This is a genomic window from Halodesulfovibrio oceani subsp. galateae (genome assembly GCF_055397225.1).
In genome coordinates this window covers 718,881-741,258 of record NZ_AP042453.1, presented here as the reverse complement: position 1 = coordinate 741,258, position 22,378 = coordinate 718,881, and the positions used below count along the sequence as shown (strand labels likewise).

Below are 22,378 nucleotides of genomic sequence, written 5' to 3'. Positions count from 1 at the left end.
TGTTCCTTCTACGGTTGAGAGTTACACGTAATTTTAGGGAGAAAATATGCCACGCCAACACTGCCGCATTGTCCGGTGCCAGATGTGTGATGCTGCATAGTGCCAATAACAGGCCGCACCACTTCGCATATGCCTCCGACAATGAGCGTGCCTTCTGCACCACGCGGTATGACAATGGAGTCCAGATGCTGGCTTTGCCGTTTGGTTTCGGAAAGTATGCGTCTGAGCCTTTCTAATGAATTTTTTGTCATTGGCTCATCATTTTCTACATACACTTTAAAGGTGCCGCGTGTGCCACCGTATTCGTGCCATTCCTGCATGGATGCCTTGCCGTATACGGTTGCAAGCGCATCATCCACGCACCAGCTTGTGCCGCGTGTCATGTTCCAGACAGGAGCCTTTTTGATAATCTCGCGCTTGTGCTCAACTGAAAGAGCAGGCTCCCAGAACGGCGCACACAATTCACGCGCTAAAATGGAAAGTTCCGGTTCCACCATGTCATCAACACGCAGCAGAAATTGCGGCACGTTCATTGTCGCCAGCAGTAGCGAGAATTCTATATCAATTACTTCTGCCAGCACTTTGGTTGTGGGGTCGTCTTTAATGGAGTCCGGCAGCAGGTCTACAAAATGGAGTTCGGTGAGTGTTGTCATTAAGCTTTCACTCCACCAAAGTTAATATTGGTAGTGGTACATATAGCAACCTGTGTGGTTGCAACTGCCGTGTATGCTGGTGAAACAACATTCACGTTCTGAACGCCTACGCTACGTAAACGGTGAATCAACTCAGAAGGGTTAATGTCACGCCCAAGGCGCAGGCGTTGCCACTGGATGTACTCAGCAACAATGCGGTCAACTTCTGTTGCAAGTGCTACCTGCTGCTGCACGGAAGGCGCGTGCCATGTAATATCGAGCGCATATTCAATCTGCGCTGGTGCAAGCACTCGTACAACATCACCCTGTGGGCGTACCTTTTTAGGAGTAAGAACAGCCTCAACTTGTGTCAGTTCTTCAGCAGTTGGGATACGGCCTTTTTCCATAAGTACATACACCTCAATCTCGCAGGGCTGCGGGGAGACTGACACAGCGTGAGTAACTTCCTGATGTGCAGACATGGCCCACCAACCGTATGCGCCTTCTGGCCCCGCAGTACTAAATCCGCGTGGTGCATCAAGGGTGCGTTCGCGTAAGTGGTCGTTACCTTCCACATCTGCACCGCCCATGCTTGTGGCGGTGTTGCGTACAGAAAAAATACCCGCCAACGGCTTTACAAGCCTGTTAATCTGGCCAGTTGCAAAACCGTTCGCAGCTGCTCCCGCAGTTTCACATATGGCCTTGACCGTTATTGTTGTATTGCCTGCAACAAGCCCTGCATTTTCAGTTGTGGCAAACATAAGCTTGCCATCTGGTGTAATCTGCGAACCCTTGGGAATAACGATGCCTGTATGTTCTGCCTCTGCCACAAATTCAAAAGGGCACGCAGAATGTGCCGCATCGAGCCGCTTGGTAGCAACAAATGCGCTTACATGATCAAGATGCTCATCTTCTGCATAGGTGGCTAAATTCTGCTTTGCGCTGTGGTCGAACTCGCTGCGGATCAGCGCGAACTCCATTGCCGCACTTTCCAGCAACAGACGTTCAGGCGCGCCCGGATACAGCTTTTTGTTTGAAATGGCCTCAAAGTTACTAATCATGCGCGATTCGATCTTTGCGGGGTCGTTATCGACAAATGTAATATCTGGAAGATTCATTCTTTCATCTCCAACGTAACAACGGGATAGAGTTGCCCGTCTGCTGCATCATTCGTGCGGGGGGCAAACTCAACACGCAGCACACGCACACGCGGTTCCTGCTTCTCAACCTCTGCGATTACTTCCCCCGTAAACAGCGCCATTGCCTCTGCCTGCGGTTTATCCAAAAATGTTTGGCGAATGCCGAAGGTTCTATCCAGAGGCACAGTGCCGCGCGTGGTGGAAAGTATGTTCCGCACGTTCTGCAAAATTGCTGTAATGCTTGTTGCGCCGTACTGCTGATGCCATTCGGTTGTGGTGTCCACGGTGTACATTTAAAAATATTCCTTCAGTTTCAATTGAACTTCTGCGGACTGAATCGCGCCGCCGTGGCCGAACTTGTTCACGGTCACATCAAGATTTAACAGGGCGTAATTGCCGTAGTTTCGTCCACCTAGTACGAGCGGGTACGCCTGTTCGCTTTCCTGTATGGCTTCCAGATCTGCTATGCGTGCAGCCGGCCTTTTGCAGAATGGATGCATCAGCTTGATAGTGATTGAGATGGCACGCAGGCCAATCCCAAGATGTTGGCCTTTGGGCGCAGCATGCAAAATAGCGTGTTCTGCAAAACGGGCAGGACGCGACACGTTGAATTTTTCCGGAGTGATGGTGTTCTCGCGTGAAACCTGAAACGCGATTGTGCCGAAAGAACCTATAGGGCTTTGTGGAGGCGCGGCCTGTGTAGTTGTCATGCGGTGCGACGTTGGCACGGGCTGCGTTTTTACAGGCGCAACTTGTGGCGCAGGCATAGAAATGGTTTCTGCGTGTACCTGTTGCATACTCTCAGTAATCTGCGGTACTGGTTGCTTGTCCTTCATGCCTTCCAGTGCGGTATCTACAAGCTTGGAGCGCAGGCCGTTGTCGTTTGCAACGCTCCAGCCATCGACCGGAACTTTTACGAACCGACCATGCAAAAATCCGTTGGCAACTTGGTCAAGTGTTCCGCCGGCTGTTGCGTTTCCTGTTGCTTCGTAAAGATCACGCGTAAGAGCAGAATACTCACGTGCCATCTGGCGTGTAACTAGGGTAAGTCCTTCGCGCTCGAGCGTGGTTCCTGCGTCTTCTGCAATTTCGCGTGCGACCTTAGGAATACCTTCTGCGGCGCGTCCGTTTGCAAACAGTTCTTCGCTGATTATGGAAAGCAAGCTAGGCATTGGGCGCTCCTGTATCGCCACCATGCGGGCAAGGGTGATTGTGGCTGTTGAGTGATACCTTTGCCACTACATCAGCATCGGTTGAAATGTTGTCTGTAGTGTGCAGCTTACCTTTAAATGAAGCATCTCCGCTATTGGAGCCGCCACCTTGAGAGAGTGCGCCGTTGATAAAAGTTTTACCGTTAAGCGTAATCGTCGGAGCATTGAGGGTAATAGATTTTTTAGATGTTCCGGTAATGGTTCCGTCAGCTGTTGCGGAAACATTGCCGGTTGTTTTTATGGTGGCATCACCGGGGATAATTGCGGAAAGAACATGCGCTTCTCTGTCGTACTCAATGCTTGCACCGTCTTTAAATTTCACATGCCACTTGTCGCGGGTCGTAACAGGCACGGGATCAGTTGCAGAGTAATACGCGCCCAACACAAAACCTTGTTCGTTTCCAGACGGGAGAAAGGCACACAACACCATTTCACCCACATCTGGCATAATGTATTGCTTGTCCTTGTGCGTCTTGGCTTGCAGCACACGCAGGTCAAAGCTTTCCATATTATCTGCATCCGGCATCACAACGCGGCAGGTTCCTGCTGCATCGTTAACAGACGTCACCTTGCCTATCTGAAATAAGTTGCCGAGAACCGCAGCCAGTGCATCAATGTCGTGGGTGTAATCTTGCATTAGTAGTTTACCGTCCTACGGATAGAGAGAGACACGGTATATCCACCTTCGCCCGTTGTATGAGTGGATTTCTCAATAGCGTACAAACCGTTTAAAACTCCGAATCCACCTAGCGTACAGACAGTACCTGCAATAAAATGCGGGTTGCCCATGCAAGAGAGGGAGCCGCTTGTTTCAAGCTTGTTTTTCCTGCGTAAAGCTGCGGTTGCTTTTTTGCGTGCGGCGTCCAGCGATTCAACCCGTGATTTGATTTTGAGAATCTGACCAGAGGTGGGAGCGCCTTCTGGTTTGCATACGTATTTGTGCGTCTCGTTCGTTGCAGCGTCATGGTATTGAATCTCGCAGGCTGAATAGATGTCCGTACTTTTGTCGGTAATCTCAACGGAGAGCACCATGTTTTTGTTGATGATGCCCACGCTTGTTTTTTTGTCCTGCTTGGCTTCGTCCATCAAAATGACTTTGCCGTCTGCCAGCTTCAACGCATGCCCATGTGTTTTGGCAAGGCGACGAATAAAGGCAATGTCGCTTTCAGACTTTTGCTCAATGCGAGTAAACTGCACATCATCACCGGTGAACACGCAGCCGAAACCATGCTGGGCAGCAATCTTGTTTGCTATGGCAGAAAAAGTAGTATTCTCCCATGCGCGGCTTTTCTTTTCGCGCCGGATCGCGCCTTTAACCATTGCGGAAATAGCTTTAAGCGTAACCGTGTCACCAGCGCCGCTAAACTTGTGGGCTGTTTCATCTATCTCAAATACACCACAGTTAACTACAAGCCGCTCATGCTCATTGTGCCAATGCTCGGTAATAAGCTTTGCTGTCAGCTTATCGCCTTTAGTGGGCTGCCATGCTCCGGAGAAAAGGCCATCTCGGTTATCCAGTTCAATGTCCAAGCTGTCTGCTTCGGTAGAGTTGGCAGCATCCGACCACGTAACGGACGTAATATACGGCGCAAGCTGCGTGGAAACATTCTTACCGCGAATGGTTATGTCGAAGTAGGCGTTTCTGGTATGCATGGTTATTCCCAAGGAGCTTTGATGGTCGTTGTTGCTGCTGGAAGATCAGGCACGTTGAGCATTTCACCACCGGCAAAAAATACAACGGTTCTATACTGCGGGTTAGCATCAACAAGCCGCTGAAAAAGCCGTTCATCGTTCCACAAATTGCGGGCGATCGCGTCGAAGGTTTCTCCCGTCTGGGCAATGTAGCTAGTCAAGGGCAGTTCTCCTGCTCGCGTTTTGTGCGTCCGCTATAAGTTTAGGAAATTGTTGAACTGCCTTTGCTTGCTCCTGCTGAACAACTTTTTTAACTTCCTCAATATTGCCACCATTAACAGTAATGTTGCTCTGACTGTGAACCATGACATTGGGTTGTGGTGCCAAAACCTTATCCGAAGACTGTACAGCCTGTTCAATGCCATCAAACTGCTTACCTGCTGCGCCGCCGAGCAAGTCTCCCAGCATGCCGCCGCCCATACCACCTAAGAAACCGCCAATCACCGTACCAATGCCGGGAAGAATAAACGAACCGATAGCAGCACCTATAGCAGAACCAGCCATGCTGCCGCCTGTACCACCCGCCATACTGCCAACGGTTTCGCCAACTTTTTCACCGGATGAAAGAGAGTTAACCAGAGAGCCTGCGCCCATCATCATACTGAGGGGACGGAAGCCTTTACCGAGAAATCTTCCTGCCTTGCTGCTCACAAGGTTTCCCACCATGTTACCGGCTCTACTATTAGCGAGCTTACCGAACATGCGCCCAGCTCTGGATTTACCAAGCCTTCGTGCAAACTTTCCCTTTCTGCGACGGGACTTTTTACCGCTTCCGTCTTCGCCCATTCCTAAGCCGTCGGAATCTCCCAACGAGCCAGAATTAGTGACCGTAACGGGAACGGGTCCACGAAACCCTTTTTGCAGCTTGCCTCGTTTTAAAAACTCGAAACCTTGCCCCATAATGGTGCGGAAAATTCCAAGCCCAAGTGCCGCAGTTTTTAGCGCAATAAGGCCACCCACAAGGCCGGTAACAGTCTTGGTTACGCCTGTGTGTTCGCGTGCAAAATCTGCCAGTACGTTTACGCCACTGGCAAAGGTTCCAAGCATCATGTTTAGTTCTGGTGCAACGGCGGAGGACATAACGTCCGCAAGATCTGTAAGGCTGTTTGTAACCTTGGCGGCATTAGGTGTGGCGGTTTTGAGGTAGTTGGCAATGTTGGAGTCAACAACGCCACGGGCACCTTCACTAACGTCTTTGACAGTGGCAGAGAGGGAATCAAGATTTTTCAGCATCGGCACAATAGCTTTTGATCCTTCTTCACCGAATACCTTTTGAATGGCCTGCGCCCGTTCATCCTGCCCCATACCTTCGAGTGCAGCGTTCACCTGCTCCAACGTGGCGACCATATCAAGCTGTCCGTTAGCGCCGCGCACTAAATCAATGTTCCACTCTTTTTGTGCGTTACCTAACTGACGAAGAACCGCATTCATGCCCGTACCAGCCTTGCTACCACCTTGGCCTGCGGAGTTCAGTACACCCAGCAAGGTAACGCCTTGTTCAAGATTCACATTGTAGTTCGCAAGTCCGGCAGCCCCTTCTTTCATGGACTCACCAAGCTGCCCGAAGTCTTTAATCTGAAATTTAAGCTGCGTCTTTGTAAGCAGATCCCCGATTCGGGCAAACTTTTCTTCGTTTGTTCCAACAAGGGAACTGCCTAAGTTGTTATATGTAGTTGCAAGCACTTCACCCACGGATTCAGCTTGTCCGTTTGTTACCTTGGAAACTTTGGCAACAATGGAAGATCCGGCACGGGCGGCAGCTGCATCAAGTCCCGCAGAGTTGAGAGCATATTGAATGTCATACGCTTCTGTAAGAGACGCCAAGCCTTGGCGGGATAATTCCCGCGCTTGTTTACCAGCATCAACCATTGCTGCGTTTTTGTTATCGCTGTTAATGGCAGTACTTAAACGAAACTTTGCCTGTGCGACCTGTTCCCCAACAACAAGGGGAGCCGCAGCTGCACCAGCCATTGCAGCGGTACCGACAATTTGCCCTTTAAGGTTTTTGCGTTGTTCTGCATATTTCTTCGATTTTGCCATACTGGCGGTGTATGCATCTTGCCTTTGTTTTGCCTTCGTGAGTGCGGCATTTAATCCGCCATATTCTTTGCGCATGGCAGCAATGGAGCCTGCGTGTTGCTTTGCTTTAACAACATTGCGCCCATAGCTGCGACCTTCGCGTTCCATTGCTTTTGTTACTTTGGCAATGGTTGCTTCGGTACGTTCAATTTTACGGGCAAGCAGGCCGGAAATTTCTCCGGCTGCTTCGCCCTGTTGGTTCAATCGTTCAAGTTCTGTTTCAGCTTTTTTTAACTGGGTGCGGTAGTCGTTAATGCGTTCACTCTGGCGCGCAAGATCATTCCCCAAACGTAACGCCGGCATTTTGTTCAAGCTGGTAACAGCGTCACCAATGCGACTCAGTCCGCGTTCTGTGCGGTTCATATTCGCAGTAAAGTTGCTATTCAGCGTAGAGCCGATAACAAAATCAAAACCAACTTGTTTAATTGCCATGTTTACCTCTTTCGTAATGCGCGTAGCCAGTTATCCAGTTCACCAAGCGGCATCTGCACAACGTCTGCTAATCGTTGTCCGGATTGCTTGCAGAAGACGAGACAGGCGCGCCTGAGATCATCGGCGCTGATTGAGACTTTCCCATATCTTGATATTCCTGCATCAGCTTGAAGTAGTTGGCTTCTGGCATCTTGATAAATACGCCAAACGGAATGTCGGTCAGCTGCGCCAGCAGGCATGCTTCATAGCGCGCATTGCTTGCGTTGGGGCCAGCCATGTCCGCAGCTTCTAGGTGGTCGTTAACAATGGCCTCGCGCATGGTAACGGTTGAAATAGCTTCACCATCAATGGTGATGGGCTTAATCAGAGTAATTTCTTTTGCTGTAGGTTCTGGCATGGACTTTCCTCTCTAAGGTAAAAAGTAGTAGTGATTAACCTTCGCGGCCAAGATCCTTGCGCACCTGTTGCAGATAATCGGTATCGCCTACCTTGTGGATCATGTTGAACTTGTCGATCTCTACAACCGGCTTGTTATCAATCCACATCTTCAGATAATCGCAGGCCAATTCCACAGGCACATCCTGCATTTTCCCGGACTCAAATTTGCCAAGCCCTACAGATTTTGGAGTACCTGCCACCATGATCTTTTGCGGGAAGGTGGTAAGCGCTGCACCATCGGAAAGTGCGCGTGCCTGCGTGGATGCACGGAAAGTAAGGCTATGGCGCTTTGGTGCACCAAGCTCCAGTGCATGCTTTGTTGCAGTGCGGAACTTAATTTTCACGCTCATGTTGCTGGTGTGCCCGATAGTTGGTGAATCAAGTTCACCGGCAATGCCGGCACCGGAAAGCGTTTCAGACATAAACTCAATGTTCGGCAGTTCTGCATCCGCAACGCCCATAAAGAGTTCAGAGCCGGAATACACATCAAACGAAATAATCTTTTCTGGCTGTTTGCTACTCATTAGTTACCCCCGAAAAGGTTCTGGAAGTTGTTCACGTCAAATTCCAGAATGTTTACGATCTCACGCGCGGGAGTAGGTGGCGTCATCTTGGTATGGAAGCGCACAATCCCGTCAATCAAATCAGTGGTAGGGTTTTCGTCTGCGTTGAATAAGATCTCACCACCGAGGATGATTTCCATCTGCTTGAATCCATTCAGACGAATGTTTTCACTGTCCACAATGGTTTCAATAAAGCGGCGTGTGGTGGGGCCGTCCAGCTTTTGGAAGTACGTAACCACGAAGGTGTTAGCGTGCCAGCTAAAGAAACGGCGCACAGGGATAAATGCGTCTTTCGGGTCCGTGTTGGAGGGGTAGCAGGCGGTACGGTTGCCGAATGCTTTCCAACCGCCGTCAAAGTTAAGCACGGTAACAATGCCTTGCCCGTTCAAGTATTCGGCTTGTGGCAATTCAAGGTGTACGGGCTTACCGTTTGCGATAGCGCCGTTAATGGACATACGGCGGTTTGATGGAGAAACGTATGGGATGCCTTCATAATCCGCATCGGTCTGGGCGATAAGTCCGGCAAGGTGGCTGGACATATGGTACACGCGATCACCAAGCTTTACTTTAGGCCAGCAGCATACGGTGTGCTTGCCTGTGTAGTTGTTGGTTTCCTTCCAGCTTGGCACGTCTGTGTACTTGGTGCAGGTTGCATCTGGAATGTCACACAGGGCAATACAAGAGAAAATCCCGTTAATAGAACCGGCTTTAGTGTCCATAACCACACCAACGGCAGGGTCATGAGAGAAGCCCGGTGCAAGAATTTGTCCCGGTACAATACGGAATTTCGGGAAAACCTTAGAAACAAGCTCAAGCCCTGTAGAAGTTCCGGCGCTTGCGTCATAGCCGCCAACAATATCTGCGGCAGCCACTTTGGTAACGTCAGCGTCTTCACCGGTTTTATGTGTTGCAGGATCAAACACGTTAATAAACACAATTGGTGCAACATTGTATTTGCCAAAGAATGTGTCAGCAAATTCACACAGTGAATATTTAAACATGTTGTTTGCGTCTGCTTCATCAGTAAAGCCTAACTGCTCAACAAATTCTTTAAACGTGTAGCAAAGCACAGGCTCATTAATGGGCTTGTGTTGTCCTTCCGGAAGCAAATCTACTGGCGCAGTCCCTACAACAACAGGGATACTGGCGCTGATACGGCGCGGAGGCACAATAGCGGTTGGCACTTCGCGTGTATGGACTCTGTGGTAATAACCGGACATACGTTACCCCTGTGTTGCGGCAAAAGCTTTAGCAATTGCGCTGTTAGGGTTTGCAAGGTCACGCTTTGCTGCACCGGCCTTTGATACAGGCACAAAAAGCGCAGCAAAGTTATCATCTGTTTTTACGGCCTTCTCTAAATGAGGAGGCAGCTTGCCACGCACAAACACGGAGCCATGCACAACGTGGCGATCTCCATTGAGAGAAGTGCCTAAGTACATAACAGCCTCTTGCTTGGCGGTGGGTTGTTTTTCTGTAGCCATTTATAAATCTCCTGTATTGAGTGAAAGATATTGTCCCTGCCATGTGGTGCGCACAACACCCATATGCATATGTTTGTGCTGTTCTTCCGGTTCCGGTTTTGCAAACTTCACAGGCCGAACAAGTTCCCAGCTGCCTAAATGGTTCAGGGTGGAAAGCTTGCGGCGCAGCCTGCCGGTTACAACTGCAATCCAGTCTTCTGCATGAGCAAAACCCTCGCGCGAATACACGCCGCAGAGTAAGTCAACTTGTTCTGTGCAATAGCCTTCCTCATCATCTTCGCCGCTGATCCACCGCACCACGACGCAGGGGAAAGTCTTTTCTGCGTCAGTGTCTTTCGGCACAGCACTTTTAAAAACCTTCACAGCGCCGAGTGTGTCTGAACCCTTTTGCTCCATTGCAAGGTCTGCCACTGCTTCAGAAACAAACTGTTCAACGCGGTCGAGTAAGTCTTTAAACATCAGCCGATAATCCCGTTTATGAGTGCTTGGGCATGGTGGGAAAAGTTCTTTTCAAAACGCTCTTCAGCTTTGCGTTGGAGATCCCCTCTAATGTCGTCATCTTTGAACAAATTGGGATAGCCCGGGCCGTACAAAGCATGAATGGGGTTTCGCTCTTTTCCGTCACGTTTAAATATGAGCGTTGCGTGGTTACGTCCCTTGGCAATAAAGGCATCATGAATGGGCTTTCGCGCACCTGTTTTATGAACCTGAACCGTGGCACCTTTACGCTTGGACATTTTCCTGTTGATAGCGACAGAGCGCCCGCCGTAGCGCATCAAAGAAACGTTCTTGCTATCTTCAAGTCGTAAATGCGCGCGTAAGTCTTTCCGATTAGATTTGAATATGGATATGTGATTTCGCACTCGCCATTGAGGCACGTTGTAGATTCCGCAAACAGTCTTCACGATGTCAGTACGGATGCCCGTAATCGTGCGGTTCATTGCATGCGACGTCACTTTTTCAATGCCTTGAGGAACAAGCTGCAAGGCGCGTCCTGCTTTCTTCACAGCTTGTTCAATCTGGGCGCTATCAATATTCACCAGAGGCATTAAAAGACCTCCTGAAACACTTGCAATTTTAGGGTGGTTCCCATGCATAGCTTCCAACGATTGCTGACCGTCCATGCTTCACCGTTGATGTTCAGATCAGCGCCAATCTTTGGAAGGTTAGGCCAGTCGTCAGCGATAAAACGTAGCTCCATGATCGATGCTGAACCGCCTAAGCCTTGGCGTTCGTCTCCATCACTAAGCATTTCCGTTCCACCGTCTTTGACAATGGCGAGCAGCTCGGTATCGTTAATCGTGACCAGCTGCCCGACATCATCAAGGATGGCGCGAAAATCAGAAATCATCTGTTCGCGGGAAAGCATGGCTAGTCGTCCTTAAGGTTGATGCCGTGTTCTGCAAGAATCTCGTATGGGTCTTTAGAATCTTCTTTCATGTTTCGGATTGATTCTGGGGTGACATTCCCAGAGCGGCATAAGTCGATAATCCCTTGAACAATGTCGGGACCAACTTCGAGAGTAAGCTCGATAATATTTAGAATCTTGTCGTTTCTACTCATCGCCTTTCTCCTTCAGTTCGGTGTATGCGCCTTTAGCTTCGTGCCAATAGGTTTTGAGTTCATCCAGTCTGGTTCGTGCTAGAGAAACCGCAGCATCTAAAGAAATACGCTTCACCTCCTTATTCACAGCATCGCCGGATTCTTCTGCCACTTTGTATTCTTCCAAGGCGGTACAGGCAGCTTTCCAACTGCTGTGATAGATGGCGGCAATATGCGCTACACGGGCAACTGTATCTTTGGTGATGAAGCCTTGGTTAAAGGCAACTGCGGAACCGTCCATCACGCCGTTGTAAGCAATGTCACATGCTTTCAACACCGTTGCCGTATTCTCCGTCAGCTCATCACAGCCCGCCAGCGGCAGGCAAAAGGCAACTACCAATGCAAATGCAACGAGTCGTTTCATGATGTTCTCCTATGGGTAGATCTTCAAAAGACCGTTTGCTGTGTTGTAATTTCGGGTATCAAAATGGAACCAGCTCACGTTCATTTCAATGCAGGTAATGTACTGGTAAGCGTCGTCGTCCGGATTCTCTAAAATGTGAACGCGGACTTCTTCAGCCGGATATTTTTTAAAGATTATGTCCCCAGCTCGGCCAAACTTGTGGGAGGAAAGATCAGCACCCACGGGACAATCAAAGGGCCGCCATCCACGAAACTGGTTACGTCCGTTCCAGTACCAGTCATTCATTGTGGCAGTGCCGAATCGCTCCTGCAGGCGGTCAAGCGTCCACAACATGCGAGGGTCAAACAATCCCCAGCCGGTTGCTGTTGAAAGTACGGAAAATTGGTATTTAGGCAGCAGCTCATACAACGCAAAATGATCTGTTCTGTAGCCTGTAAGGTTTCTCATTTAGAACCTCCCTGCGGCAGCTGACACTCATGCAAACAGTCGCGGTAATTTTTTAAGCGGTCGCGTAACGCCTGCGGGATTGGCACCCCAAAAAAAGATAAATGCTCGATACAGGAAAGAGCTTCTGTGACGCACAGATAAGAGATCATCAAATCTCGTATGGGCAAAAGATTACCCAGGGAAAACTCGGTAAGCCCCATCACAAGAATCGTGATCATGTAGAGCACTATTTTAAAGAGCCCTGCCCTGAATTTGTGTCTGGAAAGACTGCCAAGTCGCCACGCTCTTTTGAATCCAAGAACAAAATCCAGCACCCACAATGCTACAAGTGCAGACATTAGCGGGACGGAACCACCAAACACAGCGCCAAGCGCAGCACCGAGCAATGCTGGAGTACCTTTTAAATCTGCGTTGCTAGTAAATTGTTGTAGATACGTCTGTACTAGTTCCTGCATTGCGGTTCCTTATGGCCCTGCCCGACCAAATCGATACTTGGGGGGAGTATCAATTCAGCCGGACAGGGGTTTTGCGGAGGATTGCTACGTGATTACTTAATGCCTGTGATCAATAAACCGCAGCGACGGGAAATATCGCTGAGGACTTTGTCAGTTTCCGGATCTGTAGAACGCAGAAGCTTTGCATCAACATCGTGGCGCACACGGATAATGTCCGCACGGTTTGCATCTTCACGGTAATCTTCAACAACAAACTCTTCGCGCGCGCCTTCATTCCAAATAAAGGTACGCCCTACGCACGGCGTCACTACTTGAGCATCCTGCTGAGCTGTAAGGCACAGCAACGCGCGTTCATCTGTCCAAATACCGTCAAGCTTCGGCTCTTTCTTGGCGTTGGCGCTGTTAAAAAGCGCACCCGCCACAACAATGGAAATATCAAGGTAGGTTTCAAGGTGAGTCAGGGTAATATTCCCTGTCTTCTTGGTGTCTGGGAAAAGGTAATGGATGGCATCCTTCACCGATTTGCAGTTAATCAGGTTCATGTACTGCGCCCAGCTCACCTCAAGCGTATTCGGGCTTACGCCACGGGAGCGCATATCAATTACGCCCTTCGTCACATCTGTTTTAGGATCAGCAGTCTCATGGTCAGCCCAAGGCGCGCTGGCGTCCTGAGTCGGGAAGTTGTTCACGTCCATAAGCTTGTTCGCCACGCGAATCTCATGCGCGTGCTGAACCTTGCCCATTGTCAGCTTGGTAACAGTCTCTTCCATGTCCAAAACGTCTTTGTAGACAGCTGCATTTCTGTCATCAATCGGCCCTTCAAGACCATGTTCACGGGTGCGGAAGTTACCCTGTTCAAATTCTTCAAATGCGCGGTTGTAGGCACCGCTTGAGGTGCGGTTTGTGTCCGCAGTGTTGTACAAAGATTTAATCGGCATTACCGGATACGTGCCGGAATCGCGATTAACCCAGCAGTACGGCATAAGACGTGTTGCCACATAGCCGGAATGTTCTGCCTGATTGAGCACATCCTCTGTGATCATGGCGCTCAAATCTTCGCGTGGTAAAAATCGTCCAGTAGCTCGCATAGTGTTTTCCTTATGGTGCGGATAGTGCGGTCAAAAATTACACGGTAACAGGCAGGCAAGCGCCGTTTGGTGCCACCTCAACGCCATCGCCGTCAGCCTTTGCTACAGTCAGCGCAACGCCGATCTTGTAGTACGTTCCGGCATCTGCAGGCAGCATGCTCACTTTGCCGTCAGCTGCTGCGTACACATCCGCACCCGCATTAATGGCATCACTGGCAATCATTATCTGCGTCCCAGGCTTGTTGTAGAGAGCAATGGTTGCGCGCGGATCATCAAACGGGGAATCAAACACAGTGCCGAATCCGGCAGTGTCTGCACCTGCAATCACACAAACGCCGTTGTCCTGCTTAACGCGCAAGTTTTCGGTTAAACGATCCGCAACCGGAAGAGTCACATATCCAAGATCCTTGTATCCCATACTCATGAGAAATCTCCTTTGTTCCACGTTGCGGGTTTATCGATTAAGCCACGCCTGATACGCTTCAGGATGCTGCCGAGCCATTGCTTTTGTCGCTTCGCCTCTGCCAATCTTTTCAGCTTTTGCATGGTCGGCAACCAGCGCCATAAAGTCGGGCTTTTTACCGCCGCCGCCAGCATCATTCGGTTTCTTTTCTTCGCCTTTGGCATCCACCCCTTCACCAAGGGAGCCTTCCATACTGGCAAGCGCATCAACCTTGCCTTCCTGCATGGCTTCCACCATCTGCTTGTAAATATCGTGGGCAGGTTCGCCGCCCTCAATTGCCTTCAGCGCAAGCTCGTTACTTGCACCGGATTTAATAATCTCAACGGCGCGGCTGCGCTCTGCATCCATTGCGCCTTTGGCGGCCTTGGCAATAGTTTCAGAATTGTTTGCAGCTTCTCCGGCAATCGCCTGCGCCACATCCGGTGCATTAGCCTTCAAGCCTTCCACGGTCAGGGCTGCATAGTTGATGCTTTGCTCTGCCGCTTGTTTGACTGCGTCATTTCCCATGTTTTTCTCCAGATTAAAGTTTGCAGCGAGCTGCCCTGCCAAATTCAGGGCAAACTCCATGTCGCCTATGTGGTCAACAAGGCCAGCGGACAGAGCCTGCTTGCCTGTAAAAATTTTTCCGTCTGCCATTGATGGGTGAACCGCGTCGATTGCAACGCCTCGATGCTCTGCCACTGCTTCAACAAATGTGTCGTAAGCTGCCTGCAAATGGTCTTGCATGTATCCAAGGCTTTCATCTGTGAGCGATTCACTCATAGCAGCCTTGTAGGCACCTGCTTTTATGATGGTGCGCTTTACGCCCCGCGCTTCATCCTTGGCGGATTCGTCGTAGTGCGTAGTAAAAACGCCAATGGAGCCAACGGTGGCGGACTTGGTAGAAACTATTGCAGTTGCGGAACTGGCAACCCAGTAGGCAGCGCTGCACATATTCGCGTCGGTGTAGGCAACAATGGGTTTCACTTTTCGGCCACGCATTATGGTTCCGGAAAGTTCATCAAGCCCCGCAAGTGTTCCGCCCGGGCTGTCCACATCAACAAGCAGTGCCTCAACAGCATCGTTCGCCAGCGCATGGTTTATGTGCTTGCCAAGCGTCCTGCAGGAGCACCCGCCGCACATCTCTTCAAACGCATCAAGCCTGCGCCCCATCACGCCGTACATGTTGATTACGGCAACGCCGTTCTGTGTTTCGTATGGCTCTTCTTCGCGATTGCTGCGCTTTGTAGATCCGGTAAACGCAAGCGGTTTGCCGTCTGCATGCGCTTCAACAATCTCGCAAATGGCTTCCAGCTTCTCCGGTAAGATGGCGAAAAGTTCGCCTTGCAAAATTTTACGACTCATCCTCATCCTCTTTTGTTGTTCCTTCGTCCTCGGCAACTGGCGCAACGGCAGAAAGGCTCACGCCATACTTTTCTTCCAAATCTTTGATGTGTTTCTTTTCCTTGGCGCGCTGCTCTGTTGCCACACGCCAGTCTTTGCCGTCCCTGCCGTAAACATCTTTCAGGGAAGTCGTGTTGCTGTTCAGTGCAATCACGTCTGCTTCAGCTGCTTTTTTACGGTCGATCTGGCGCATTGGCTGCGGGAGGAATTCTGCGGAATAATAAGCGTCTATGTTGGCAATAAAATGCGCTGCGGATGCAACAGGAAGGAGCGTGCGAAGGCACATTTCGTACAGCATCCACGCCATTACAGGCGCGTTAAAGGCACGGTTAAGAATGGTGTGTTCGTAGGCGGCAACCTCTTCAGCCTTTTCAAAGCTGGCCTTGCTGGCAGAATAAGAGGCTTGGTACTTGCGCAGAATATTTTCCTGCCCGCGCGCAGTACCAACGCCAATTCGGTCATGGATCATGCTGGTAAGGTCAGTCAGATTTTGCGGTGCTGCGGTATGGGAGAACCAGTCCATGGACTCGCCCTTCAGCCCCTGCAAAATGGTGCCGTTGTCGGTTTGGATAATGCGCTCTTCAACGCTCAAATTCTTATCAGTACCGGTAGCACTAACAGCGTTGATAAAACCAACGTACAGGTTGCGCACAACAGCACCCACAAGCACGGCGTCGCTCATGTCGTTTGCATCGCGCAGGGTTTTAATAAGGGTCGCGTAAATAGAGTCCTGCTTGTACTCGGCAACGTTTCGAACGTCGCAGGTAAGCAGCAGTTTAGGCAGTCCCGTTTTTTCATCGCGTATAGGTACGCGTTCAAAACAGTCTGCCGTGTTTCCGGTAGGACGGTCAGGCTTGCGGATATAGGCATGGGTAGGTTCGCCATACTTGCCAATCTCAATACCGTCGAAAACTTCGCCAGTAGCATTGGAAGGCGTACCCAAACGGGAAGGACAAATAGGAAGCAGCGCCAGCCCAAGCGGGCGAAGCGGATCTTTACGGACAACAACCTGAGCAAGCCCGATGCCGAATATCTTCCACTGAAAATATTGCAACGCCTGCAGGCCATACATGTCTAAACGCCGCTGAGCATCACACCAAAGGTGTACGCCAAGACCCCAGCGGTTAAACATCTGATTCGCGCGGGATTCAAAAAGCTCTGCCCATGCCGCATCTTTGCCAATCCATTCAGCACGGGGAGTAAAAGAAGGAGTAAGGCCGATGCCGACAGTTTCAATAAGACCGCCCTCAATGACACCATGCCCCATAGAATCGTTGGTATAGAGATCAAGCGCACGTTCAACAACGCGGGACTTTTCCCGCTCTGCCATACGTTCGCTAATAACCGTGCTCACATAGTTGGCCATAGTACCTTGGATACTGGCACCACTACGGCGAACGGTTTTCCCGTAAGAACGTTTACGGGAGAATGCGCGATTAGCCTGCCCACGCATGCCCTACCCCCTACGAGGAATAGGGTTAAAGCCACGTTGCAGCAAATTACCGCGCTCTGCCGCCTGTTCAGCAATCAGCTCACGGCGCACCGCCATAATATCGCGAATGTTATGGCTCTTCTGCGAAAAGCCATCCACTGCATATTCAGCACCGCGCTGCAACGCCTCTTCAAGCGCATTTTCTGTTTTTTCAGGAGTAAGAGAATCGGGAAGGGATTTTTCGGACATAACCACCTCATATGATCAGTGTGTGAAATTCACGAACGATCATACGGTGGTGGTAAAAATTTTGTCGATAGATGGGGCGTAGTAGAAGTCTGGGGGTGGAAGGTTACTTGATGTCAAAAAAGTGTAGTTGTAGAGGGAAGTTATTTGACTTTGTTTTTACAATTCCAGTATTAAAGCGAGCACTCACTAGAACCTAATAACAAAACAAGCAGAGAACGGGTCGCTTTTAATGAAAGACATCATAAAAAAATTAAAAAAACAGGGAATAACCGTCAAAGGTGAGCTTCATGAATTTTGGTTTGAGCATGAAGAAGAATGCACAGCTGCAATAAATCATTATGGCAACCCGTTGGCACAAAAAACTGTATGCATATTACGATGGAAAACACCACTAGGACAGCCGCTAAGACAAGCAGTCTTGAATTTTATTGAAGCACGACAAACAAAGCACAACCAGTTTATGAAGGAACACTGGCGGGAAAATCTAACAAAAGAAGAATACCTATGCCATATTGATTTCAACGAACTAGCTTTTAATTACAATGGAAAAATCTGTCCATTTAATGCAGCTCTTGACCAAATAACGAGCAGGGCTGGACAGCATCAAGGTTGGGCGGACTTAAGAGGAATCAATTTAGATAACATTAGGTTTTCAAATAGCACCATAGCAAATGCATGTTTTGCGTATGCAAGCCTGAAGAACTCCAAATTCCAGTGCGTTCAATTAGAAAATATAAACTTTGCAGACTGCAACTTTGAGCAAAGCCATCTAACATGCCTTACTGGTAAATTTTCTCTTTCGGATGCAAATCTTGCTCTATGTGGAATCAATGCAATAAAACTTACTGCTAATTTCTTTGGAAGAAATCCTAGAATTACGAAAATCTCATACATGAACCTACTGTCACGTTTTTTTCACTCTCCCAAAAAGAAATTAGAAACTGAATTCTCGTGCAATGAGATCACCATGTCAGGTAGTGTCGAAGAGCGAAGCGCACTAGAATATGCCTACTGGTATGAAAATACTACACGAATGATAGAAAACTCTCGTTTCGGTAAGGGAAAAGGAAAACTTTTTCTTTCATGCCTCTTCACTAAGAACTGGAGCTCTATTCCAGTAGTCCTACTTTGGGATCTTATTTTTATCATTTTTTTTGCCGCATGCTACTACGCCCTTCCAAATGAATTCATCGAGATAAAAGGTGAATTACTTAAATCTGTATACCTAAGCGTTGTGACATTTACGACCTTAGGCTACGGCGATATCACCCCCAAAGGCTCTTTAGGAATGCTACTGGTTACTTTAGAAGTCATCACTGGTTATGTCTTTTTAGGTATCTCGGTAATTTTAGTTGGTAGACAGATCAAAGTCTAACCTTCCAAACTGAAACAAAAAAACGAGAGAAATAACGTGTCGTCAATATTTTCAGAACTAAAAGCCTTAATTGAAGAGTTAGGGAACAGTCCAATATCATTACCAGCATTCGTGAAGCTGATAAAGGCAATTGGAATCATTGCTGCGCTTACCACATGTATACTAATTTATTTTTTATCAACTTCAATTCCAAAAGTACTTGTGTATAATCCCTATTGGTTTACTCCTGCAGACTTCCTCAAATATGCTCTTATAGCTATTGTTGTCACAACAATCTCTTTTGTTATCATCTATCTTTCTTCAGACTTAGTGCAGCAACACAAAGAATATTCTAGAGAGATTTTGTTCCAAAACACCGAAAAAGAAATAGCAACATGGGATGATGAAGAAAAACCCTCTAATTCTGGATACGATCTAACTAAAATTGATATTGATAAGGCAGTTGGTGAGTCCATTGAGAAAGTAACCAACCATTTTTTCAATAGTTATGAAGAAGAATTAAAGCAATTCTCAAACACTAATCTTGTTTCAGAACCTGTTTCGAAACATATTTATAAATTAGAACGAATTCTTATAACGCTCGGCAAAAGAGCAAATGTCAATCTTGTCATTGGTATTGCCATCTCTATTTCCGGAATTGCAATGTTGTATTTTTTCGTGTCGCAACACCTATCTGAAATGACACCTGAAAAATTTACTTATATATTTCTCCCAAGGCTATCTCTTGTAATTATTATTGAAACTTTTGCATATTTCTTTCTTAAGCTTTACAAATCAACACTTGCTGAAATTAAATATTTCCAAAATGAAATTACAAATATTGTTTTAAAAAACTCAGCAATCACTGCATGCTTACTCACAGAATCAGCACCTTCATTTCAAGAGATCCTACTTGAACTAATTAAAACCGATAGAAATGCGATTCTTGAGAAAGGGCAAACAACTGCAAGTATCGAACTTGCAAAAATTGATAACCAAAACACAAATGCTGTCTCTGAAAAACTTACAAATCTTCTTGCAAACAACAATTGATAAAAGCCCCCTCAGCATCAGCTAAGGGGGCTTTTAAAATATCTTTCTATGTGTATTTATTCAGCAGAACTCATCACGCTCTAAGCACTACCTTTCTGCACTATCTCAGTGTCGTAAGAGCCTTTCACGCCGAGGCTGCCGAACTGCTTTTCTAGTGCGTCTGTCAGCTTTTCCATTTTGCCTTCTGCATCGTTGCAAAGGGCATCAAGAACGTAACCCGCAAGGGATGCATGATCTACATCACTTCTTTGTAAAACTTCTGCGTATGCTTGGATTGGATAAAGAATGTCATTTAGGTGGCTCATAAGAGCAGTGGGTGTGGTTGATTTAGGCATGATGCCTCCTGTATTTACGGTCGTTTCAAGGACCAAAATTAAAAATGTCGGGAGCTTGAAACAACGCAATACAGTGCGCCCTGCAAACTTTTCCCATACGGGTATTGTATGGCTTGCAGACTCCCGACAAAATAGAGGCAAAATAATTTTGGATGCACTTTTCCTAAGGAACGTCTGGAAAAAGGGCATAAAAAAGCCACTGCTGACGGGAGCGGTTGGCCGCTGTATTCAAGGTGTGTTTCAAGCACCTTTTTTTATTAAGCATGGAAGTTGTTGGGGTGTCAAGGAAGAGCACTTTAAACCCACCTGTAAGAATTCGTAAATTGTTTTGAATTTTATGGAGTTACTTCTCTTGAACCTTATCAGAACAGCATGTAGAGAACGAGTTCTTAAAAAAGGAGACACACAAACATGTCGAGTTGCTCTAACCAGTTCACCAAAAAAGAAAAAATATCCTTGGCTGTAAACGGACTACCATCATTTGTCGCACTTTTACTTTCAATAATTAGCATCTTTTTCACCTACAGTAATTACAATGAAGAAAAGATGCTTAATAATATAGAACGGTTTCAACTCCATAGAAACATGTTTTTTAATGAACTAAAGATACTAGAAAAAGGATTAAAGCATGTAGAATTTATTGCGCCTAGAAAAACTTACCTTCTCTTTTTTCCTCACAATGATACTGCTAATGTTGAAATCAAACTTACTCAATCTGATTTAGATGAAGGTTTAGCCAAAGACTATGGTAATAAAGTGGGAGAAAGAAAAGTATATCGTTTAGAATTAGCCAGTAAATTAACAGAAATTCCTTCCAATATAAGAGAGCTAGAAAAAGAGGTAAGAAAAAATGGATATAGTAGCAAGGCAGGCAAGTTAACGAATCGCATTGAAGAAAAAATAAATTCAACAATGTGGCAACTACCAATTAAAATAAATGGTCACGACTCATTACAACATATGAAATCTCTTGATTGCAATATTTCAAAAGAGATAGAATATGTTACTACTATCATTTCAACACTGTTTAATTTTGCTAGCTATCATGATTTTAAAGAAAATTTTCGTTTCTCTAAAAGAATTATGGAATTTTCATTTTTAAAATCAAATTTAGATAAATATAAAAGAATGTTGAATGACAGCCAATTTCGCTTACTTAATATTATTTTATCAATGCAAGAACTTATAATTACAAACAACATGACTGAATCCAAAACATCAAAAGAACTTCTTTGGAAGAGTCCAGCATTGATAGCTTACATGAAAAATGAAACCAAATTAGAAAAGCATATAGAAATGTTAGCAGACGATATAATTTTCACATATGGACAACACACCAACTTCACTACAAAAAAAACAAAATATGACCAGCTAATGAACTTAAACAGATCATTAACTGATTTTTACTAATTTGATTGATCAAAAAGACCAATTAGCCGAACACCACTTTTTATGCTCGCACAATGTTCTAAACAAAAGCTGATAATATCTATCAGCTTTTTTCACTTCTATTTGAATTAATTGTCCTCCTCAATGCTTCGATACTTAAAACGTCATTCCGCCTCCGATGTACGATTGCATGACAGTTAGCACAAAGAGGTGCCAAATCCCGAATAGGATCCACGAAATGTTTTCCACCCTGCTCATGAAGTGGATTGATGTGATGGATATGAATATATCCTTTGCCATACTCACCGTAGTTTTTTTCAAAATTAAACCCACAAGCCACACATGTTGTTCCATGATATGCAATTGCAATTCTTCTTAATTTTGGATTACGCTCATATACAGAAGAATAAACATTTTTTTTTCCACCCTCTGTTCCTTCAGATCCAAAGTTAAAATTTAAATCGTTGAACTCTTCATCCTGGCCAGGCATTCCCCTTAAATCTGCACCTTCAACGATAAGCATATATGCTGCTTCATCAATTTCACGCACTCCATCACGCCAATAGTTTTTTTTTCTACTTTCCGGAATTTTTTCAAGATATCCATCTGTTGTTTTGGCTAAGACAGGCTCTGCGAACGCAAAGAAATTCTCGATCTCTCCAAAACAATCATCTTTTGAACTTTCTGTATCCGGAAAGATTTTTCCCATAATAGCGGTACCAAAGTAGTGCATTTCCTTGGTAAGCCTCTTCCCTTCGTACTCTTTATTTCTCATCCGCCCTTTATAGTAAATCAATCGCGTACCCGGATTCAGAAACTTTAAATATCTTTTAGGAAAATGGTACTGCCTGCCAGTAACATCATCCCATTTAGACTCATCGTTCTCTGTAATAATTGCGTATTGAGGCATACATTTTCTCCTGTACTAAAACGTAATCTTCTAATCATTCTGCTTAAGTAGTTCAGAAAATTTATTATAAAATTGCTAAGTTAGTCTATTCAAAAAACGATTACCCTACGCGGGCCCATTTATCTCATGCCCTTGTTGATCAAACATAAACAAGTTCATCACGCTCCGGGAAAAATGCCCACGTTAT

29 protein-coding genes are annotated in these 22,378 nt (G+C 46.9%); 3 read left to right on the top strand and 26 right to left on the bottom strand.

Going from position 1 to position 22,378, the window contains the following annotated elements:
• Nucleotides 1–8 precede the first annotated feature (8 nt).
• From ACZ5V1_RS03305 to ACZ5V1_RS03190, 24 genes are all read right to left on the bottom strand, one after another.
• On the bottom strand, nucleotides 9–653 hold the full coding sequence (locus tag ACZ5V1_RS03305; protein ID WP_464390592.1) for a phage tail protein: 645 nt from the start codon (nucleotides 651–653) through the stop codon (nucleotides 9–11).
• A complete protein-coding gene (locus ACZ5V1_RS03300) occupies nucleotides 653–1,750 on the bottom strand; it encodes a baseplate assembly protein (RefSeq protein WP_464390591.1) in 1,098 nt (365 codons plus the stop codon). Before ACZ5V1_RS03300 ends, ACZ5V1_RS03305 begins: the two co-directional genes overlap by 1 nt.
• A complete protein-coding gene (locus ACZ5V1_RS03295) occupies nucleotides 1,747–2,064 on the bottom strand; it encodes a GPW/gp25 family protein (protein ID WP_464390590.1) in 318 nt (105 codons plus the stop codon). Before ACZ5V1_RS03295 ends, ACZ5V1_RS03300 begins: the two co-directional genes overlap by 4 nt.
• The gene (locus tag ACZ5V1_RS03290) at nucleotides 2,065–2,943 is read right to left on the bottom strand and encodes a phage tail protein (RefSeq protein WP_464390589.1); all 879 of its coding nucleotides are present in this window, start codon (nucleotides 2,941–2,943) and stop codon (nucleotides 2,065–2,067) included.
• Entirely contained in the window at nucleotides 2,936–3,619 is a 684-nt protein-coding gene (locus ACZ5V1_RS03285; RefSeq protein WP_464390588.1) for a phage baseplate assembly protein V, read from the bottom strand. The genes ACZ5V1_RS03290 and ACZ5V1_RS03285 overlap by 8 nt, the downstream gene beginning before the upstream one ends.
• Nucleotides 3,619–4,635, bottom strand: a complete 1,017-nt coding sequence (locus ACZ5V1_RS03280) for a phage late control D family protein (protein ID WP_464390587.1) — start codon at nucleotides 4,633–4,635, stop codon at nucleotides 3,619–3,621. Before ACZ5V1_RS03280 ends, ACZ5V1_RS03285 begins: the two co-directional genes overlap by 1 nt.
• 2 nt (nucleotides 4,636–4,637) lie before the next feature.
• Nucleotides 4,638–4,835 (bottom strand): tail protein X, encoded by a 198-nt coding sequence (locus tag ACZ5V1_RS03275; RefSeq protein ID WP_464390586.1) that lies wholly within the window; start codon nucleotides 4,833–4,835, stop codon nucleotides 4,638–4,640.
• Entirely contained in the window at nucleotides 4,828–7,185 is a 2,358-nt protein-coding gene (locus ACZ5V1_RS03270) for a phage tail tape measure protein (protein ID WP_464390585.1), read from the bottom strand. The genes ACZ5V1_RS03275 and ACZ5V1_RS03270 overlap by 8 nt, the downstream gene beginning before the upstream one ends.
• Before the next feature lie 67 nt (nucleotides 7,186–7,252).
• Nucleotides 7,253–7,582, bottom strand: a complete 330-nt coding sequence (locus ACZ5V1_RS03265; protein WP_464390584.1) for a phage tail assembly protein — start codon at nucleotides 7,580–7,582, stop codon at nucleotides 7,253–7,255.
• A 34-nt stretch (nucleotides 7,583–7,616) separates the two neighbouring features.
• Complete coding sequence (locus tag ACZ5V1_RS03260) at nucleotides 7,617–8,147, bottom strand: phage major tail tube protein (protein ID WP_464390583.1); 531 nt, start codon at nucleotides 8,145–8,147, stop codon at nucleotides 7,617–7,619.
• On the bottom strand, nucleotides 8,147–9,406 hold the full coding sequence (locus tag ACZ5V1_RS03255) for a phage tail sheath family protein (protein WP_464390582.1): 1,260 nt from the start codon (nucleotides 9,404–9,406) through the stop codon (nucleotides 8,147–8,149). Before ACZ5V1_RS03255 ends, ACZ5V1_RS03260 begins: the two co-directional genes overlap by 1 nt.
• A gap of 3 nt (nucleotides 9,407–9,409) precedes the next feature.
• Nucleotides 9,410–9,667, bottom strand: coding sequence for a hypothetical protein (locus tag ACZ5V1_RS03250; RefSeq protein WP_464390581.1), 258 nt, complete (start codon nucleotides 9,665–9,667; stop codon nucleotides 9,410–9,412).
• On the bottom strand, nucleotides 9,668–10,126 hold the full coding sequence (locus ACZ5V1_RS03245) for a hypothetical protein (protein WP_464390580.1): 459 nt from the start codon (nucleotides 10,124–10,126) through the stop codon (nucleotides 9,668–9,670). It abuts the gene before it with no gap.
• The gene (locus ACZ5V1_RS03240; protein WP_464390579.1) at nucleotides 10,126–10,716 is read right to left on the bottom strand and encodes a phage tail protein; all 591 of its coding nucleotides are present in this window, start codon (nucleotides 10,714–10,716) and stop codon (nucleotides 10,126–10,128) included. The genes ACZ5V1_RS03245 and ACZ5V1_RS03240 overlap by 1 nt, the downstream gene beginning before the upstream one ends.
• Nucleotides 10,716–11,036 (bottom strand): hypothetical protein, encoded by a 321-nt coding sequence (locus ACZ5V1_RS03235; protein WP_464390578.1) that lies wholly within the window; start codon nucleotides 11,034–11,036, stop codon nucleotides 10,716–10,718. Before ACZ5V1_RS03235 ends, ACZ5V1_RS03240 begins: the two co-directional genes overlap by 1 nt.
• Before the next feature lie 2 nt (nucleotides 11,037–11,038).
• Nucleotides 11,039–11,230: a hypothetical protein gene (locus ACZ5V1_RS03230; protein ID WP_464390577.1), complete on the bottom strand. Its 192-nt coding sequence runs from the start codon at nucleotides 11,228–11,230 to the stop codon at nucleotides 11,039–11,041.
• Nucleotides 11,223–11,633, bottom strand: a complete 411-nt coding sequence (locus tag ACZ5V1_RS03225; RefSeq protein WP_464390576.1) for a hypothetical protein — start codon at nucleotides 11,631–11,633, stop codon at nucleotides 11,223–11,225. Before ACZ5V1_RS03225 ends, ACZ5V1_RS03230 begins: the two co-directional genes overlap by 8 nt.
• A gap of 9 nt (nucleotides 11,634–11,642) precedes the next feature.
• Nucleotides 11,643–12,080, bottom strand: coding sequence for a peptidase M15 (locus ACZ5V1_RS03220; protein WP_464390575.1), 438 nt, complete (start codon nucleotides 12,078–12,080; stop codon nucleotides 11,643–11,645).
• Entirely contained in the window at nucleotides 12,077–12,535 is a 459-nt protein-coding gene (locus ACZ5V1_RS03215) for a phage holin family protein (protein WP_464390574.1), read from the bottom strand. The genes ACZ5V1_RS03220 and ACZ5V1_RS03215 overlap by 4 nt, the downstream gene beginning before the upstream one ends.
• 92 nt (nucleotides 12,536–12,627) lie before the next feature.
• Nucleotides 12,628–13,623 carry a hypothetical protein gene (locus ACZ5V1_RS03210; protein WP_464390573.1) on the bottom strand — a complete coding sequence of 332 codons (996 nt, stop codon included), beginning with the start codon at nucleotides 13,621–13,623 and terminating at the stop codon, nucleotides 12,628–12,630.
• A 37-nt stretch (nucleotides 13,624–13,660) separates the two neighbouring features.
• Nucleotides 13,661–14,047 (bottom strand): hypothetical protein, encoded by a 387-nt coding sequence (locus ACZ5V1_RS03205; protein WP_464390572.1) that lies wholly within the window; start codon nucleotides 14,045–14,047, stop codon nucleotides 13,661–13,663.
• Nucleotides 14,048–14,077: 30 nt separating this feature from the next.
• A complete protein-coding gene (locus tag ACZ5V1_RS03200; protein WP_464390571.1) occupies nucleotides 14,078–15,430 on the bottom strand; it encodes a S49 family peptidase in 1,353 nt (450 codons plus the stop codon).
• A complete protein-coding gene (locus ACZ5V1_RS03195; RefSeq protein WP_464390570.1) occupies nucleotides 15,420–16,922 on the bottom strand; it encodes a phage portal protein in 1,503 nt (500 codons plus the stop codon). The genes ACZ5V1_RS03200 and ACZ5V1_RS03195 overlap by 11 nt, the downstream gene beginning before the upstream one ends.
• A gap of 3 nt (nucleotides 16,923–16,925) precedes the next feature.
• A complete protein-coding gene (locus ACZ5V1_RS03190) occupies nucleotides 16,926–17,150 on the bottom strand; it encodes a hypothetical protein (RefSeq protein WP_464390569.1) in 225 nt (74 codons plus the stop codon).
• Between the two features lie 229 nt (nucleotides 17,151–17,379).
• On the opposite strand from ACZ5V1_RS03190, the gene ACZ5V1_RS03185 reads away from it, so the two are divergent.
• On the top strand, nucleotides 17,380–18,525 hold the full coding sequence (locus ACZ5V1_RS03185) for an ion channel (protein ID WP_464390568.1): 1,146 nt from the start codon (nucleotides 17,380–17,382) through the stop codon (nucleotides 18,523–18,525).
• 36 nt (nucleotides 18,526–18,561) lie between these two features.
• Entirely contained in the window at nucleotides 18,562–19,557 is a 996-nt protein-coding gene (locus ACZ5V1_RS03180) for a hypothetical protein (protein WP_464390567.1), read from the top strand.
• An 80-nt stretch (nucleotides 19,558–19,637) separates the two neighbouring features.
• On the opposite strand, the gene ACZ5V1_RS03175 is transcribed toward ACZ5V1_RS03180, so the two are convergent.
• Entirely contained in the window at nucleotides 19,638–19,892 is a 255-nt protein-coding gene (locus ACZ5V1_RS03175) for a hypothetical protein (RefSeq protein ID WP_464390566.1), read from the bottom strand.
• 411 nt (nucleotides 19,893–20,303) lie between these two features.
• Between ACZ5V1_RS03175 and ACZ5V1_RS03170 the strand changes: the two genes are divergently transcribed.
• Complete coding sequence (locus tag ACZ5V1_RS03170) at nucleotides 20,304–21,302, top strand: hypothetical protein (RefSeq protein ID WP_464390565.1); 999 nt, start codon at nucleotides 20,304–20,306, stop codon at nucleotides 21,300–21,302.
• A gap of 82 nt (nucleotides 21,303–21,384) precedes the next feature.
• Here ACZ5V1_RS03170 and ACZ5V1_RS03165 read toward each other — a convergent pair whose 3' ends face one another.
• Nucleotides 21,385–22,191: an HNH endonuclease gene (locus ACZ5V1_RS03165; RefSeq protein ID WP_464390564.1), complete on the bottom strand. Its 807-nt coding sequence runs from the start codon at nucleotides 22,189–22,191 to the stop codon at nucleotides 21,385–21,387.
• Nucleotides 22,192–22,378 lie beyond the last annotated feature (187 nt).

What these genes read in the sequence shown, in the direction of transcription:
- ACZ5V1_RS03245 (WP_464390580.1), bottom strand. Translation starts at nt 10,126, where the DNA reads ATGTTTAAAGACTTACTCGACCGCGTTGAACAGTTTGTTTCTGAAGCA.
- ACZ5V1_RS03280 (WP_464390587.1), bottom strand. Translation starts at nt 4,635, where the DNA reads ATGCATACCAGAAACGCCTACTTCGACATAACCATTCGCGGTAAGAAT.
- ACZ5V1_RS03200 (WP_464390571.1), bottom strand. Translation starts at nt 15,430, where the DNA reads ATGAGTCGTAAAATTTTGCAAGGCGAACTTTTCGCCATCTTACCGGAG.
- ACZ5V1_RS03185 (WP_464390568.1), top strand. Translation starts at nt 17,380, where the DNA reads ATGAAAGACATCATAAAAAAATTAAAAAAACAGGGAATAACCGTCAAA.
- ACZ5V1_RS03220 (WP_464390575.1), bottom strand. Translation starts at nt 12,080, where the DNA reads ATGAGAAACCTTACAGGCTACAGAACAGATCATTTTGCGTTGTATGAG.
- ACZ5V1_RS03250 (WP_464390581.1), bottom strand. Translation starts at nt 9,667, where the DNA reads ATGGCTACAGAAAAACAACCCACCGCCAAGCAAGAGGCTGTTATGTAC.
- ACZ5V1_RS03305 (WP_464390592.1), bottom strand. Translation starts at nt 653, where the DNA reads ATGACAACACTCACCGAACTCCATTTTGTAGACCTGCTGCCGGACTCC.
- ACZ5V1_RS03290 (WP_464390589.1), bottom strand. Translation starts at nt 2,943, where the DNA reads ATGCCTAGCTTGCTTTCCATAATCAGCGAAGAACTGTTTGCAAACGGA.
- ACZ5V1_RS03300 (WP_464390591.1), bottom strand. Translation starts at nt 1,750, where the DNA reads ATGAATCTTCCAGATATTACATTTGTCGATAACGACCCCGCAAAGATC.
- ACZ5V1_RS03170 (WP_464390565.1), top strand. Translation starts at nt 20,304, where the DNA reads ATGTCGAGTTGCTCTAACCAGTTCACCAAAAAAGAAAAAATATCCTTG.
- ACZ5V1_RS03260 (WP_464390583.1), bottom strand. Translation starts at nt 8,147, where the DNA reads ATGAGTAGCAAACAGCCAGAAAAGATTATTTCGTTTGATGTGTATTCC.
- ACZ5V1_RS03165 (WP_464390564.1), bottom strand. Translation starts at nt 22,191, where the DNA reads ATGCCTCAATACGCAATTATTACAGAGAACGATGAGTCTAAATGGGAT.
- ACZ5V1_RS03255 (WP_464390582.1), bottom strand. Translation starts at nt 9,406, where the DNA reads ATGTCCGGTTATTACCACAGAGTCCATACACGCGAAGTGCCAACCGCT.
- ACZ5V1_RS03240 (WP_464390579.1), bottom strand. Translation starts at nt 10,716, where the DNA reads ATGCCTCTGGTGAATATTGATAGCGCCCAGATTGAACAAGCTGTGAAG.
- ACZ5V1_RS03295 (WP_464390590.1), bottom strand. Translation starts at nt 2,064, where the DNA reads ATGTACACCGTGGACACCACAACCGAATGGCATCAGCAGTACGGCGCA.
- ACZ5V1_RS03190 (WP_464390569.1), bottom strand. Translation starts at nt 17,150, where the DNA reads ATGTCCGAAAAATCCCTTCCCGATTCTCTTACTCCTGAAAAAACAGAA.
- ACZ5V1_RS03270 (WP_464390585.1), bottom strand. Translation starts at nt 7,185, where the DNA reads ATGGCAATTAAACAAGTTGGTTTTGATTTTGTTATCGGCTCTACGCTG.
- ACZ5V1_RS03210 (WP_464390573.1), bottom strand. Translation starts at nt 13,623, where the DNA reads ATGCGAGCTACTGGACGATTTTTACCACGCGAAGATTTGAGCGCCATG.
- ACZ5V1_RS03235 (WP_464390578.1), bottom strand. Translation starts at nt 11,036, where the DNA reads ATGCTTTCCCGCGAACAGATGATTTCTGATTTTCGCGCCATCCTTGAT.
- ACZ5V1_RS03225 (WP_464390576.1), bottom strand. Translation starts at nt 11,633, where the DNA reads ATGAAACGACTCGTTGCATTTGCATTGGTAGTTGCCTTTTGCCTGCCG.
- ACZ5V1_RS03230 (WP_464390577.1), bottom strand. Translation starts at nt 11,230, where the DNA reads ATGAGTAGAAACGACAAGATTCTAAATATTATCGAGCTTACTCTCGAA.
- ACZ5V1_RS03205 (WP_464390572.1), bottom strand. Translation starts at nt 14,047, where the DNA reads ATGAGTATGGGATACAAGGATCTTGGATATGTGACTCTTCCGGTTGCG.
- ACZ5V1_RS03195 (WP_464390570.1), bottom strand. Translation starts at nt 16,922, where the DNA reads ATGCGTGGGCAGGCTAATCGCGCATTCTCCCGTAAACGTTCTTACGGG.
- ACZ5V1_RS03215 (WP_464390574.1), bottom strand. Translation starts at nt 12,535, where the DNA reads ATGCAGGAACTAGTACAGACGTATCTACAACAATTTACTAGCAACGCA.
- ACZ5V1_RS03265 (WP_464390584.1), bottom strand. Translation starts at nt 7,582, where the DNA reads ATGCCAGAACCTACAGCAAAAGAAATTACTCTGATTAAGCCCATCACC.
- ACZ5V1_RS03285 (WP_464390588.1), bottom strand. Translation starts at nt 3,619, where the DNA reads ATGCAAGATTACACCCACGACATTGATGCACTGGCTGCGGTTCTCGGC.
- ACZ5V1_RS03175 (WP_464390566.1), bottom strand. Translation starts at nt 19,892, where the DNA reads ATGCCTAAATCAACCACACCCACTGCTCTTATGAGCCACCTAAATGAC.